Annotated in this window: 11 protein-coding genes; all 11 read left to right on the top strand. The window is 43.2% G+C overall.

Features of this window, described 5'->3' with window-relative positions:
* Window positions 1-64 precede the first annotated feature (64 nt).
* Window positions 65-565, top strand: a complete 501-nt coding sequence (gene rplJ / locus V756_RS0106920; protein WP_024714041.1) for a 50S ribosomal protein L10 — start codon at window positions 65-67, stop codon at window positions 563-565.
* A gap of 46 nt (window positions 566-611) precedes the next feature.
* Window positions 612-983 carry a 50S ribosomal protein L7/L12 gene (rplL, locus tag V756_RS0106925; protein WP_003156436.1) on the top strand — a complete coding sequence of 124 codons (372 nt, stop codon included), beginning with the start codon at window positions 612-614 and terminating at the stop codon, window positions 981-983.
* 89 nt (window positions 984-1,072) lie between these two features.
* Entirely contained in the window at window positions 1,073-1,678 is a 606-nt protein-coding gene (locus V756_RS0106930) for a class I SAM-dependent methyltransferase (RefSeq protein WP_024714042.1), read from the top strand.
* Window positions 1,679-1,922: 244 nt separating this feature from the next.
* On the top strand, window positions 1,923-5,504 hold the full coding sequence (gene rpoB, locus V756_RS0106935) for a DNA-directed RNA polymerase subunit beta (RefSeq protein ID WP_024714043.1): 3,582 nt from the start codon (window positions 1,923-1,925) through the stop codon (window positions 5,502-5,504).
* Between the two features lie 61 nt (window positions 5,505-5,565).
* A complete protein-coding gene (rpoC, locus tag V756_RS0106940; RefSeq protein ID WP_024714044.1) occupies window positions 5,566-9,165 on the top strand; it encodes a DNA-directed RNA polymerase subunit beta' in 3,600 nt (1,199 codons plus the stop codon).
* A 178-nt stretch (window positions 9,166-9,343) separates the two neighbouring features.
* The gene (locus V756_RS0106945) at window positions 9,344-9,592 is read left to right on the top strand and encodes a 50S ribosomal protein L7ae-like protein (RefSeq protein ID WP_024714045.1); all 249 of its coding nucleotides are present in this window, start codon (window positions 9,344-9,346) and stop codon (window positions 9,590-9,592) included.
* A 113-nt stretch (window positions 9,593-9,705) separates the two neighbouring features.
* Window positions 9,706-10,122 carry a 30S ribosomal protein S12 gene (gene rpsL / locus V756_RS0106950; RefSeq protein WP_003225781.1) on the top strand — a complete coding sequence of 139 codons (417 nt, stop codon included), beginning with the start codon at window positions 9,706-9,708 and terminating at the stop codon, window positions 10,120-10,122.
* Window positions 10,123-10,163: 41 nt separating this feature from the next.
* Entirely contained in the window at window positions 10,164-10,634 is a 471-nt protein-coding gene (gene rpsG / locus V756_RS0106955; protein ID WP_003225784.1) for a 30S ribosomal protein S7, read from the top strand.
* Window positions 10,635-10,685: 51 nt separating this feature from the next.
* Window positions 10,686-12,764 (top strand): elongation factor G, encoded by a 2,079-nt coding sequence (gene fusA, locus V756_RS0106960; protein WP_024714046.1) that lies wholly within the window; start codon window positions 10,686-10,688, stop codon window positions 12,762-12,764.
* Between the two features lie 119 nt (window positions 12,765-12,883).
* On the top strand, window positions 12,884-14,074 hold the full coding sequence (gene tuf, locus V756_RS0106965) for an elongation factor Tu (protein ID WP_024714047.1): 1,191 nt from the start codon (window positions 12,884-12,886) through the stop codon (window positions 14,072-14,074).
* A gap of 101 nt (window positions 14,075-14,175) precedes the next feature.
* The gene (locus V756_RS0106970; protein WP_024714048.1) at window positions 14,176-15,132 is read left to right on the top strand and encodes an alpha/beta fold hydrolase; all 957 of its coding nucleotides are present in this window, start codon (window positions 14,176-14,178) and stop codon (window positions 15,130-15,132) included.
* The last annotated feature ends 199 nt before the right edge of the window (window positions 15,133-15,331 follow it).

Here is a 15,331-nt window from a genome sequence, read left to right on the forward strand (position 1 = left end):
GTCGTCTCGGTCGTGATCACCTAACGGTATAAGTGTTACACAAGAATCTACAGGAGGTGTAACCATGAGCAGCGCAATTGATACAAAAAAAGTTGTTGTTGAAGAAATTGCTTCTAAACTGAAAGAAAGCAAATCAACGATCATCGTTGATTATCGCGGACTTAACGTTTCTGAAGTAACAGAACTTCGTAAACAGCTTCGCGAAGCTAACGTTGAGTTCAAAGTTTACAAAAATACGATGACTCGCCGTGCGGTTGAACAAGCTGAGCTTAATGGTTTGAATGATTTCTTAACTGGACCGAACGCGATCGCATTCAGCACTGAAGATGTTGTCGCTCCGGCTAAAGTTCTTAATGACTTCGCTAAAAATCATGAAGCTCTTGAAATCAAAGCTGGCGTTATCGAAGGTAAAGTTTCTACTGTTGAAGAAGTGAAAGCTCTTGCTGAACTTCCATCACGCGAAGGCTTGCTTTCTATGTTGCTTAGCGTACTTCAAGCTCCAGTTCGCAACTTTGCTCTTGCTACAAAAGCTGTGGCAGAACAAAAAGAAGAACAAGGTGCTTAATCTAATCAGTTTTTCATAAATTAAAACAAAAATGGAGGAATTACAAATGGCTTTAAATATCGAAGAAATCATTGCTTCCGTTAAAGAAGCAACTGTACTTGAATTGAACGACCTAGTAAAAGCAATCGAAGAAGAATTTGGCGTAACTGCTGCTGCTCCTGTAGCTGTAGCTGGCGGAGCTGCTGCAGGCGGAGCTGCTGAAGAGCAAAGCGAATTCGATCTTATCCTTGCTGGTGCAGGATCTCAAAAAATCAAAGTTATCAAAGTTGTACGTGAAATCACTGGTCTTGGCTTGAAAGAAGCTAAAGAACTTGTTGACAACACTCCAAAACCTCTTAAAGAAGGTATTGCTAAAGAAGAAGCTGAAGAGCTTAAAGCTAAACTTGAAGAAGTTGGCGCTTCTGTAGAAGTTAAGTAATCTTCACTTACCTGAGGGGAAGCTCGCTTTTATGAGGCGAGCTTTTTCTTTGCCATTCTTTAAGACATGAAAAAAAGGAGGTTCTAATAATGAGTGAGCATTATTATTCAGAAAAACCTTCAGTAAAAAGCAACAAGCAAACCTGGTCTTTTAGGCTTCGGAATAAAGATTTCACATTTACCAGCGACAGCGGGGTTTTTTCTAAAAAAGAAGTTGATTTCGGTTCCCGTTTGCTGATTGATTCTTTTGAAGAGCCTGAAGTTGAGGGCGGCATTCTGGATGTAGGCTGCGGGTACGGCCCGATTGGTCTATCGCTTGCCAGCGCCTTTAAAGACCGGACCATCCACATGATTGACGTTAATGAAAGAGCTGTAGAGCTATCAAATGAAAATGCGGAACAAAACGGAATAACAAACGTTAAGATTTATCAAAGTGATTTGTTTTCGAATGTTGATTCTGCTCAAACATTTGCTTCTATTCTTACAAATCCCCCAATCCGAGCCGGAAAAAAAGTTGTCCATGCTATCTTTGAGAAAAGCGCTGAACACTTAAAAGCTTCAGGTGAGTTGTGGATCGTCATACAGAAAAAGCAAGGCGCGCCTTCTGCCATTGAAAAACTCGAGGAACTGTTCGGTGAAGTTTCTGTTGTTCAAAAAAAGAAAGGCTATTATATCATAAAAGCAAAAAAAGTTTGACTCGGTATTTTAGCTATGTTAACATTATAAAATGCCAATGTATATATTTTGCTTGATATGATGAATTGTCAATATCTATGTATAAATTATACAAGTATGGAAATGCTAATAAAATCGGTATTTGTTTTTGGATGTGGTTTTCTTAATTAGAAACCCTTTTTTCTTTTGTCTTGTAAAAGTATTTCTTTCTTTGGAAGAAATGCTTATTACACATATAATACGCATGATTTGAGGGGTGAATCAGTTGACAGGTCAACTAGTTCAGTATGGACGACACCGCCAGCGCAGAAGCTATGCTCGCATTAGCGAAGTGTTAGAATTACCAAATCTCATTGAAATTCAAACCTCTTCTTATCAGTGGTTTCTTGATGAGGGTCTTAGAGAGATGTTTCAAGACATATCGCCAATTGAGGATTTCACTGGTAACCTCTCTCTTGAGTTCATTGATTATAGTTTAGGTGATCCTAAATATCCTGTAGAGGAATCAAAAGAACGCGATGTGACTTACTCAGCTCCGCTAAGAGTGAAGGTTCGTTTGATTAACAAAGAAACTGGAGAGGTAAAAGACCAAGATGTCTTCATGGGTGATTTCCCTATTATGACAGACACAGGTACTTTTATCATTAACGGTGCGGAACGTGTTATCGTTTCCCAGCTTGTTCGGTCTCCAAGTGTATATTTCAGTGGTAAAGTAGACAAAAACGGTAAAAAAGGTTTTACCGCAACTGTCATTCCAAACCGTGGCGCATGGTTAGAATACGAAACTGATGCGAAAGATGTTGTTTATGTCCGCATTGATCGCACACGTAAGTTGCCGGTTACGGTTCTTTTGCGTGCTCTCGGCTTCGGTTCCGATCAAGAGATTCTTGATCTCGTAGGAGAAAACGAATACCTGCGAAATACACTTGATAAAGACAACACAGAAAACAGCGACAAAGCGCTGCTTGAAATTTACGAGCGTCTCCGTCCAGGAGAGCCGCCTACAGTAGAAAATGCGAAAAGCTTGCTTGATTCTCGTTTCTTTGATCCGAAACGATACGATCTTGCTAATGTAGGACGCTATAAAATTAACAAAAAACTTCATATTAAGAATCGCCTCTTTAATCAGAGACTTGCTGAAACGCTTGTTGACCCTGAAACAGGAGAAATCCTGGCTGAAAAAGGTCAGATTCTTGATAGAAGAACACTTGATAAGGTACTGCCATACTTAGAAAACGGAATCGGTTTCAGAAAGCTGTACCCGAATGGCGGCGTTGTTGAAGATGAAGTGACTCTTCAATCGATTAAAATCTATGCTCCGACTGATCAAGAAGGAGAACAGGTTATTAATGTAATCGGCAATGCTTACATTGAAGAAGAGATTAAAAACATCACGCCTGCTGATATTATTTCTTCTATCAGCTACTTCTTCAACCTGCTGCACGGAGTAGGCGACACAGATGATATCGATCATCTTGGAAACCGCCGTTTACGTTCTGTAGGTGAGCTTCTCCAAAACCAATTCCGTATCGGTTTAAGCCGTATGGAGCGTGTGGTTCGTGAGAGAATGTCTATTCAAGATACGAATACAATTACACCTCAGCAGCTGATCAACATTCGTCCTGTTATTGCGTCCATTAAAGAGTTCTTTGGAAGCTCTCAGCTTTCTCAATTCATGGACCAGACGAACCCGCTTGCTGAATTAACACATAAGCGCCGTCTGTCAGCATTAGGACCGGGCGGATTAACACGTGAGCGTGCCGGAATGGAAGTGCGTGATGTTCACTACTCCCACTATGGCCGTATGTGTCCGATTGAAACGCCTGAGGGCCCTAATATCGGTTTGATCAACTCACTTTCATCATATGCAAAAGTAAACCGTTTTGGTTTCATCGAAACGCCATATCGCCGTGTTGATCCTGAAACAGGAAAGGTAACGGGCAGAATCGATTACTTAACTGCTGATGAAGAGGATAACTATGTTGTCGCTCAAGCGAACGCTCGTCTTGATGACGAAGGTGCATTTATTGATGACAGCATCGTAGCCCGTTTCCGCGGGGAGAACACCGTTGTTGCCAGAAACCGTGTGGACTACATGGATGTATCGCCTAAGCAGGTTGTTTCTGCTGCGACTGCATGTATCCCGTTCTTAGAAAATGATGACTCCAACCGTGCCCTCATGGGAGCGAACATGCAGCGTCAGGCTGTGCCTTTGATGCAGCCGGAAGCGCCATTCGTTGGAACTGGTATGGAATACGTATCAGGTAAAGACTCTGGTGCCGCTGTTATTTGTAAACACCCTGGTATCGTTGAGCGCGTAGAAGCGAAAAACGTTTGGGTTCGCCGTTATGAAGAAGTAGACGGTCAAAAAGTAAAAGGAAACTTGGATAAATACAGCATGCTGAAATTTGTCCGCTCTAACCAAGGAACGTGCTACAACCAGCGTCCGATCGTAAGTGTCGGCGATGAAGTAGTAAAAGGAGAAATCCTTGCTGACGGTCCTTCTATGGAGCTTGGTGAACTTGCACTTGGCCGTAACGTAATGGTCGGCTTCATGACATGGGATGGCTACAACTATGAGGATGCCATCATCATGAGTGAACGTCTTGTGAAGGATGATGTTTATACATCTATCCATATTGAAGAATATGAATCAGAAGCACGTGATACGAAACTTGGACCTGAAGAAATCACTCGCGATATTCCAAACGTCGGAGAAGATGCGCTTCGCAATCTTGATGACCGCGGAATCATCCGTATTGGGGCAGAAGTAAAAGACGGAGATCTTCTTGTTGGTAAAGTAACGCCTAAAGGTGTAACGGAACTGACTGCTGAAGAACGCCTTCTTCACGCCATCTTTGGTGAAAAAGCCCGTGAGGTTCGTGATACTTCTCTTCGTGTGCCTCACGGCGGCGGCGGAATTATCCACGACGTTAAAGTCTTCAACCGTGAAGACGGAGACGAACTTCCTCCAGGTGTAAACCAGTTGGTACGCGTATATATCGTTCAGAAACGTAAGATTTCTGAAGGGGATAAAATGGCCGGTCGTCACGGTAACAAAGGTGTTATCTCTAAGATTCTTCCTGAAGAGGATATGCCTTACCTTCCTGACGGCACACCAATTGACATCATGCTTAACCCGCTGGGCGTACCATCACGTATGAACATCGGGCAGGTACTGGAGCTTCATATGGGTATGGCCGCTCGTTACCTCGGCATTCACATTGCGTCTCCTGTATTTGACGGAGCGCGAGAAGAGGATGTTTGGGAAACACTTGAAGAAGCCGGCATGTCTCGTGACGCCAAAACGGTGCTTTACGACGGGCGTACTGGAGAGCCGTTTGATAACCGCGTGTCTGTCGGTATCATGTACATGATCAAACTGGCTCACATGGTTGACGATAAACTTCATGCACGCTCTACAGGTCCTTACTCACTTGTTACGCAGCAGCCTCTTGGCGGTAAAGCGCAATTTGGCGGACAGCGTTTTGGTGAGATGGAGGTTTGGGCACTTGAAGCTTATGGTGCAGCTTACACTCTTCAAGAAATTCTGACTGTTAAGTCCGATGACGTGGTTGGACGTGTGAAAACATACGAAGCCATCGTTAAAGGCGATAACGTTCCAGAACCAGGTGTTCCGGAATCATTCAAAGTATTAATCAAAGAACTTCAAAGCTTAGGTATGGATGTCAAAATCCTTTCCGGTGATGAAGAAGAAATAGAAATGAGAGACTTAGAAGACGAAGAAGATGCGAAACAAGCTGACGGCCTGGCATTATCGGGTGATGAAGAGCCGGAAGAAACAGCATCTGCAGACGTTGAACGCGATGTAGTAACAAAAGAATAATCTCTAGTTATAAAGGCAAGTGACATCGGTTAATCCGAAGATAATAAGGGAGGTAGGCCCCTTGCTAGATGTGAACAATTTTGAGTATATGAACATCGGTCTTGCTTCACCGGATAAAATCCGTTCATGGTCTTTTGGTGAAGTGAAAAAGCCTGAAACGATAAACTATCGTACGTTAAAACCTGAAAAGGACGGTCTATTCTGCGAACGCATTTTCGGACCGACTAAGGACTGGGAATGTCATTGCGGGAAGTACAAGCGAGTTCGTTATAAAGGCGTAGTTTGTGACCGCTGCGGAGTCGAAGTAACACGGGCTAAAGTCCGTCGTGAGAGAATGGGGCACATTGAACTGGCTGCCCCAGTTTCCCACATTTGGTATTTCAAAGGTATTCCAAGCCGTATGGGTCTTGTGCTGGATATGTCACCTCGTGCTTTAGAAGAAGTCATTTACTTTGCTTCTTACGTTGTAACTGATCCGGCAAATACACCGCTTGAAAAGAAACAGCTTCTGTCTGAGAAAGAATACCGTGCATATCTCGATAAATACGGTAATAAATTCCAAGCTTCGATGGGTGCAGAAGCGATTCATAAACTTCTTCAAGATATCGATCTTGTAAAAGAAGTTGATATGTTAAAAGAAGAGCTGAAGACATCACAAGGGCAGCGTCGTACTCGTGCGATCAAACGCCTTGAAGTTTTAGAAGCCTTCCGTAACTCAGGAAACAAGCCTTCTTGGATGATCCTTGATGTGCTTCCTGTTATTCCTCCTGAGCTTAGACCGATGGTTCAGCTAGATGGCGGACGTTTTGCGACTTCTGATCTGAACGACCTTTATCGTCGTGTCATCAACCGTAACAATCGTTTGAAACGTCTTTTGGATCTTGGTGCGCCTAGCATCATCGTTCAAAACGAAAAACGTATGCTTCAAGAGGCTGTCGATGCTCTAATTGACAACGGCCGCCGCGGACGACCTGTAACAGGTCCTGGTAACAGACCGTTGAAATCTCTTTCTCACATGCTGAAAGGGAAGCAAGGCCGTTTCCGTCAAAACCTTCTTGGTAAGCGTGTCGATTACTCCGGACGTTCTGTAATCGTCGTTGGTCCTCATTTGAAAATGTACCAATGCGGATTACCGAAGGAAATGGCGCTTGAACTTTTCAAACCTTTCGTTATGAAAGAACTTGTTGAAAAAGGTCTTGCACACAACATTAAGAGTGCGAAACGTAAAATTGAGCGCGTACAGCCTGAAGTATGGGATGTACTGGAATCAGTTATTAAGGAGCATCCGGTACTTCTGAACCGTGCCCCTACACTTCACAGATTGGGTATCCAAGCGTTTGAACCAACGCTTGTTGAAGGACGCGCAATCCGTCTTCACCCGCTCGTATGTACAGCTTACAACGCTGACTTTGACGGTGACCAAATGGCGGTTCACGTACCATTATCTGCTGAAGCACAAGCTGAAGCACGCATCCTGATGCTTGCCGCTCAAAACATCTTGAACCCTAAAGATGGTAAACCGGTTGTAACACCGTCTCAGGATATGGTACTGGGTAACTATTACCTGACACTTGAGCGTGCCGGTGCTGTCGGTGAAGGTATGGTCTTCAAGAATACAGACGAAGCGCTTCTTGCTTATCAAAACGGATATGTTCACCTTCATACGAGAGTAGCTGTTGCAGCTAACTCCCTTAAGAATGTGACATTTACCGAAGAACAGCGCTCAAAATTGTTAATTACAACTGTTGGTAAGCTTGTCTTCAATGAAATTCTTCCAGAATCATTCCCTTACATGAATGAACCAACGAAGAGCAACATTGAAGAGAAAACACCTGACCGTTTCTTCTTAGAAAAAGGTGCCGATGTAAAAGCTGTCATTGAAAAGCAACCAATCAATGCACCGTTTAAAAAAGGCATTCTGGGTAAAATCATCGCGGAAATCTTTAAACGATTCCACATTACGGAAACGTCTAAAATGCTTGACCGCATGAAAAACCTAGGTTTCAGATATTCAACAAAAGCTGGTATTACAGTTGGGGTTTCAGACATCGTCGTTCTCGATGATAAACAAGAAATTCTTGAGGAAGCGCAAAGCAAAGTTGACAACGTTATGAAACAGTTCCGCCGCGGTCTTATCACTGAAGAAGAACGCTATGAGAGAGTCATCTCTATCTGGAGTTCTGCAAAAGATGTTATCCAAGGCAAACTGATGAAATCACTCGATGAACTCAACCCGATTTACATGATGAGTGACTCTGGTGCCCGTGGTAACGCGTCTAACTTTACGCAGCTTGCCGGAATGCGCGGTCTGATGGCCAACCCGGCTGGACGTATCATTGAGTTGCCGATCAAATCAAGTTTCCGTGAAGGTCTGACAGTATTGGAGTACTTTATCTCCACTCACGGTGCGCGTAAAGGTCTTGCCGATACCGCCCTTAAAACTGCTGATTCAGGTTACCTTACTCGCCGTCTCGTTGATGTTGCACAGGATGTTATCATCCGTGAAACGGATTGCGGAACTGATCGAGGCATTCTTGCTCAGCCTCTTAAAGAAGGCACTGAAACAATTGAACGCTTAGAAGAACGCTTAATCGGCCGTTTTGCACGAAAACAAGTGAAGCACCCTGAAACAGGTGAAGTGCTTGTAAATGAAAACGAACTGATCGATGAAGATAAAGCACTGGAGATTGTGGAAGCCGGCATTGAAGAAGTGTGGATCCGTTCTGCCTTCACATGTAATACGCCTCATGGTGTATGTAAACGATGCTATGGCCGAAATCTTGCAACTGGCTCTGATGTTGAAGTCGGTGAAGCTGTCGGTATCATTGCTGCCCAATCAATCGGTGAGCCTGGTACACAGTTAACAATGCGTACCTTCCATACAGGCGGGGTTGCCGGAGACGATATCACACAAGGTCTTCCGCGTATCCAAGAGCTTTTCGAAGCGCGTAATCCGAAAGGGCAGGCAACAATTACTGAAATCGACGGTACAGTTGTTGAAATTAATGAAGTTCGAGATAAGCAACAGGAAGTTGTGGTTCAAGGCGCAGTGGAAACACGTTCTTATACGGCACCTTATAACTCCCGCCTGAAAGTAGCGGAAGGAGATAAAATTACTCGAGGCCAAGTACTGACAGAAGGTTCAATCGATCCGAAAGAGCTTCTTAAAGTGACTGACCTGACTACTGTTCAAGAGTATCTTCTCCATGAGGTTCAAAAGGTTTATCGTATGCAAGGTGTTGAAATCGGCGATAAACACGTAGAGGTAATGGTTCGCCAGATGCTTCGCAAAGTCCGTGTGATTGACGCCGGTGACACTGATGTGCTTCCGGGTACATTGCTTGATATCCACCAATTTACTGAAGCAAACAAAAAGGTATTGCTTGAAGGCAATCGTCCTGCTACAGGCCGTCCTGTCTTGCTCGGTATTACAAAAGCATCTCTTGAAACTGATTCATTCTTATCTGCTGCTTCCTTCCAGGAAACAACACGTGTCCTGACAGACGCAGCGATCAAAGGTAAGCGTGATGAGCTCCTCGGCTTGAAAGAGAATGTTATCATCGGTAAACTTGTTCCGGCTGGTACAGGTATGATGAAATACCGTAAAGTAAAACCAGTTTCAAATGTTCAGCCATCTGAAGACATGGTTCCGGTTGAATAAATAATGTAAATCTGCTGAGAGACTGCCAAAACAGTCTTTCAGCAGATATATTTAATAAAAAATCACTCTATGAGAAGAACGAAACTAAAAAACGTCATACCTTGTTGACATTCGTCTCCTAGAATGATAATATAACCAAGGTGCTCGAAATAAACCTGTTACTTTGGAGGATGTGTTTATGTCTTATGATAAAGTATCACAGGCTAAATCAATTATTATTGGTACGAAGCAAACAGTGAAAGCTCTAAAACGAGGTTCAGTAAAGGAAGTAGTCGTTGCAATAGACGCAGATCCGATCCTTACGTCAAGTGTTGTTTCACTTGCGGAAGATCAAGGTATCTCTGTCTCGATGGTTGAATCCATGAAAAAGCTCGGCAAAGCCTGCGGAATTGAGGTAGGAGCAGCCGCTGTTGCCATTATTTTATAACGTACTTTTGTTTTTGCGTAAGATTTCATCTTATGTAAAGACATTGTTTTTTGCCTTTTGATGAACCACCTGGGTATGTGGGTTATAAAACGTAATGAAGGGAGGAAAATTTCATGCCTACAATTAATCAGCTAATTCGCAAAGGACGCGTGAGTAAAGTAGAAAACTCAAAGTCTCCTGCACTTAACAAAGGATACAACAGCTTTAAAAAAGAGCACACTAACGTATCTTCTCCACAAAAACGCGGGGTATGTACTCGTGTTGGTACAATGACACCGAAAAAACCGAACTCAGCACTTCGTAAATATGCTCGTGTTCGTTTAACTAACGGAATCGAGGTTACTGCTTACATTCCTGGTATCGGTCACAACCTGCAAGAGCACAGTGTTGTACTTATCCGCGGCGGACGTGTAAAAGACTTACCAGGGGTACGTTACCACATCGTTCGTGGTGCGCTTGACACTGCTGGAGTTGAAAACCGTGCACAAGGCCGTTCTAAATACGGTACGAAAAAACCTAAAGCAAAATAATAAACGAAAATACGCATAATTGATGAAGGGAGGATATTCAGATGCCACGTAAAGGTCCTGTAGCAAAAAGAGATGTTTTACCTGATCCGATTTACAACTCTAAGCTTGTATCTCGTCTAATCAACAAAATGATGATCGATGGTAAAAAAGGTAAGTCTCAAACAATCCTATACAAGTCATTCGATATCATTAAAGAACGTACTGGCAATGATGCAATGGAGGTTTTCGAACAAGCATTGAAAAACATCATGCCTGTACTTGAAGTAAAAGCACGCCGTGTAGGTGGTGCGAACTACCAAGTTCCTGTAGAAGTTCGTCCTGAACGTCGTACGACTCTTGGGCTTCGCTGGTTAGTTAACTACGCTCGTCTTCGCGGAGAAAAAACGATGGAAGAGCGTTTAGCTAACGAAATCCTTGACGCAGCAAACAACACTGGTGCTGCTGTTAAGAAACGTGAAGATACTCATAAGATGGCTGAAGCAAACAAAGCATTTGCTCACTATCGTTGGTAGGATTTATACACTAAAAAACACATTTCCCAATAAGGAAGGAGAAATTACCCAATGGCAAGAGAGTTCTCCTTAGACAAAACTCGTAATATCGGGATCATGGCTCACATCGATGCCGGTAAAACGACTACTACAGAACGCATCTTGTACTACACTGGTCGTATCCACAAAATTGGTGAAACTCATGAAGGAGCTTCACAAATGGACTGGATGGAGCAGGAGCAAGAACGTGGTATCACAATCACTTCCGCTGCGACAACCGCACAATGGAAAGGATACCGCGTAAACATCATCGATACTCCAGGACACGTAGACTTCACAGTTGAAGTTGAACGTTCTCTTCGCGTACTTGATGGTGCTGTTGCTGTACTTGATGCACAATCAGGCGTTGAGCCTCAAACAGAAACTGTTTGGCGCCAGGCGACAACTTATGGAGTACCGCGTATCGTTTTTGTTAACAAAATGGACAAAATCGGTGCAGACTTCCTTTACTCTGTAGGAACTTTGAGAGACCGTCTTCAAGCAAACGCTCATGCAATTCAATTGCCGATCGGTGCAGAAGATAACTTCGAAGGTATCATCGATCTTGTAGAAAACGTTGCGTATTTCTACGAAGATGACCTTGGAACTCGTTCAGAAGCAAAAGAAATCCCTGAAGAGTACAAAGAGCAAGCTGAAGAGCTTCGCAACAGCCTCATTGAAGCTGTATGTGAGCTTGATGAAGAGCTTATGGATAAATACCTTGAGGGTGAAGAAATCACTATTGACGAGTTAAAAGCAGGTATCCGTAAAGGTACATTAAATGTTGAATTCTACCCTGTTCTTGTTGGTTCTGCCTTCAAAAACAAAGGTGTTCAATTGGTACTGGACGCTGTTCTTGACTACCTTCCTGCTCCAACTGACGTTGCTGCAATCAAAGGTACTCGTCCTGATACAAATGAAGAGATTGAGCGTCATTCTTCTGATGAAGAGCCATTCTCTGCATTAGCATTTAAAGTTATGACTGACCCTTACGTTGGTAAGTTGACGTTCTTCCGTGTGTACTCTGGAACACTTGATTCTGGTTCATATGTGAAAAACTCTACTAAAGGTAAACGTGAGCGTGTTGGACGTATCCTTCAAATGCACGCTAACAGCCGTGAAGAAATCTCTACTGTTTACGCAGGGGATATCGCAGCTGCTGTAGGTCTAAAAGATACGACTACTGGAGATACTCTATGTGATGAGAAGGATCTTGTTATCCTCGAATCAATGGAATTCCCAGAACCAGTTATCGACGTTGCTATTGAGCCTAAATCAAAAGCTGACCAAGATAAAATGGGTATCGCTTTAGCGAAACTTGCTGAAGAAGATCCTACATTCCGTACTCAAACAAACCCAGAAACTGGCCAAACGATCATCTCTGGTATGGGTGAACTTCACCTTGATATCATTGTTGACCGTATGAAACGCGAATTTAAAGTAGAAGCAAACGTTGGTGCTCCTCAGGTTGCATACCGTGAAACATTCCGTAGCAGCGCCAAAGTTGAAGGTAAATTCGTACGTCAGTCTGGTGGACGCGGTCAGTTCGGACACGTTTGGATCGAATTCGAACCAAACGAAGAAGGCGCTGGCTTCGAGTTTGAAAATGCGATTGTCGGTGGGGTTGTTCCGCGTGAATATATCCCAGCTGTTCAAGCAGGTCTGGAAGATTCACTTGAAAATGGTGTACTAGCAGGCTTCCCGCTTATCGACATTAAAGCAAAACTTTTCGATGGTTCTTACCATGATGTTGACTCAAACGAAATGGCATTTAAAATTGCTGCTTCTATGGCATTGAAAAATGCAGTCAGCAAATGTAACCCAGTTCTTCTTGAACCAATCATGAAAGTTGAAGTGGTAATTCCTGAAGAATACATGGGAGATATCATGGGTGATGTTACTTCACGTCGTGGACGCGTAGAAGGTATGGAAGCACGCGGAAACGCTCAAGTTGTTCGCGCTATGGTTCCTCTTGCTGAAATGTTCGGTTACGCTACTGCACTTCGTTCTAATACGCAAGGTCGCGGTACGTTTACTATGCACATGGATCACTACGAAGAAGTGCCGAAGAGCATTGCAGAAGAAATTATCAAAAAAAATAAAGGCGAATAATTGATTTTGCCGCTTAACTCAAGTATAACTACTATTGTAAGATGAGGAAGTGAAAGCTTTCTTTCACTTCCTATCACTCTATACATTACTAATTAAAAGCTCTTAAGGAGGATTTTAGAATGGCTAAAGAAAAATTCGACCGTTCCAAATCACATGCCAATATTGGTACAATTGGACACGTTGACCATGGTAAAACAACTTTAACTGCTGCTATCACAACAGTACTTCATAAGAAATCTGGTAAAGGTACAGCTATGGCGTACGATCAAATTGATGGTGCTCCAGAAGAACGTGAGCGCGGTATCACAATCTCTACTGCACACGTTGAATACGAAACTGAAACTCGTCACTATGCACACGTTGACTGCCCAGGACACGCTGACTATGTTAAAAACATGATCACTGGTGCTGCGCAAATGGACGGAGCTATCCTTGTAGTATCTGCTGCTGATGGCCCAATGCCACAAACTCGTGAGCACATCCTTCTTTCTAAAAACGTTGGTGTACCATACATCGTTGTATTCTTAAACAAATGCGACATGGTAGACGACGAAGAGCTTCTTGAACTAGTTGAAATGGAAGTTCGCGATCTTCTTAGCGAATACGACTTCCCTGGTGATGATGTACCAGTAATTAAAGGTTCTGCTCTTAAAGCTCTTGAAGGTGACGCTGATTACGAAGCGAAAATCTTCGAACTTATGGATGCGGTTGATGAGTACATCCCAACTCCAGAACGCGACACTGAAAAACCATTCATGATGCCAGTTGAGGACGTATTCTCAATCACTGGTCGTGGTACAGTTGCAACTGGCCGTGTAGAACGCGGACAAGTTAAAGTCGGTGACGAAGTTGAAATCATCGGTCTACAAGAAGAGAACAAGAAAACAACTGTTACAGGTGTTGAAATGTTCCGTAAGCTTCTTGATTATGCTGAAGCTGGTGACAACATTGGTGCCCTTCTTCGCGGTGTAGCTCGTGAAGACATCCAACGTGGTCAAGTACTTGCTAAACCAGGTACAATCACTCCACACAGCAAATTCAAAGCTGAAGTTTATGTTCTTTCTAAAGAAGAGGGTGGACGTCATACTCCATTCTTCTCTAACTACCGTCCTCAGTTCTACTTCCGTACAACTGATGTAACTGGTATCATCCATCTTCCAGAAGGCGTAGAAATGGTTATGCCTGGAGATAACACTGAAATGAACGTTGAACTTATCTCTACAATCGCTATCGAAGAAGGAACTCGTTTCTCTATTCGTGAAGGCGGACGTACTGTTGGTTCAGGCGTTGTTTCTACAATCACTGAGTAATCGTATGATGATAAACGAGACCCCTAAGGGGTCTCGTTTTTTGTTTGCATGCCTTTTTCTTGTATAATAAGATCTATCATATTCAAGGGGCTAATTTTCTTATGATTCCTGAAAAGAGATCAATCTCCATTATGAAGGAACTGAGCATTGAACATACAAAGCAAATGCTGATGATTGATGGAGCTGATATAAAAAATCCAATACTGCTTTTTTTACATGGCGGACCGGGGACATCCCAAATCGGATATGCTAGGCACTATCAAAAAGAGCTGGAAGAGCATTTCACAGTAGTACATTGGGATCAAAGAGGATCTGGGCTTTCTTACTCTAAACGAATTCCGCATCACTCCATGACAATCAGTCAACTTGTGAACGATGCTATTCAAATCACTGAATGGCTTCTAAGCCGATTTTCAAAAACAAAAATATATCTTGCCGGCCATTCATGGGGGTCACTGATAGCACTTCATGTACTGCAGCAGCGTCCGGATTTATTTTACGCCTATTATGGAATCAGTCAGGTCGTCAACCCTCGCCATGAAGAATCAGCATCTTATCAATATATACGCAACATCTCTGGCAGAAAGAGAGCCAGTTTGCGATCGCCGCTCATACGGTTTATTGGCGCTCCGCCCTGGAAGAAGGATATCCAGCATCTTATCTATCGGTTATGTGTGGAACTGAGCAGGGGAGGACTCACTCATCATCATCAACAATCTCTTGCTATATTGTTTCAAATGCTTACAGGCCAAGAGTATGGAATAAGAAACATTCCCAAGTTCCTCAATGGACTGCGGTTCAGCAAAAAACATTTAACTGAGGAGCTGTACCGGTTTAATGCATTTGCATCTGTTCCTTCTATTAATGTACCGTGCTATTTCATGTCGGGGAGATATGATCTCATTGTTCCTTCTGAAATATCTAAGCAGTATTATCAAGCGCTTGAGGCGCCTGAAAAGCACTGGTTTCAGTTTGAGAATTCCGCTCACACCCCGCATATTGAGGAGCCTTCATTATTTGCCAGCACACTGAGCAGCCATGCACTGCACCACTTATGATAGAGCCTTGATTAATAAGAAAAACACCTGTATAATAAAAAAAGTGTGCAAACCATGCACATTCTAAATAAGTCTTGCAACATACGTCTATTTTCTGTATAATGGTGTATGTTGGTCTTTGACTGCGATGAAGTGAGAGGTTGCTGACACACCCGGCCGCTTTGCCATGGCAAGGTGTTCAGGTTTTTCTCACGGAGAA

Source organism: Bacillus tequilensis KCTC 13622, assembly GCF_000507145.1.
Classification (GTDB): domain Bacteria; phylum Bacillota; class Bacilli; order Bacillales; family Bacillaceae; genus Bacillus; species Bacillus tequilensis.

Coding starts and splice junctions, on each gene's coding strand:
- rplJ (WP_024714041.1), top strand. CDS start 65: ATGAGCAGCGCAATTGATACAAAAAAAGTTGTTGTTGAAGAAATTGCT.
- rplL (WP_003156436.1), top strand. CDS start 612: ATGGCTTTAAATATCGAAGAAATCATTGCTTCCGTTAAAGAAGCAACT.
- V756_RS0106930 (WP_024714042.1), top strand. CDS start 1,073: ATGAGTGAGCATTATTATTCAGAAAAACCTTCAGTAAAAAGCAACAAG.
- V756_RS0106945 (WP_024714045.1), top strand. CDS start 9,344: ATGTCTTATGATAAAGTATCACAGGCTAAATCAATTATTATTGGTACG.
- rpsL (WP_003225781.1), top strand. CDS start 9,706: ATGCCTACAATTAATCAGCTAATTCGCAAAGGACGCGTGAGTAAAGTA.
- rpsG (WP_003225784.1), top strand. CDS start 10,164: ATGCCACGTAAAGGTCCTGTAGCAAAAAGAGATGTTTTACCTGATCCG.
- fusA (WP_024714046.1), top strand. CDS start 10,686: ATGGCAAGAGAGTTCTCCTTAGACAAAACTCGTAATATCGGGATCATG.
- tuf (WP_024714047.1), top strand. CDS start 12,884: ATGGCTAAAGAAAAATTCGACCGTTCCAAATCACATGCCAATATTGGT.
- V756_RS0106970 (WP_024714048.1), top strand. CDS start 14,176: ATGATTCCTGAAAAGAGATCAATCTCCATTATGAAGGAACTGAGCATT.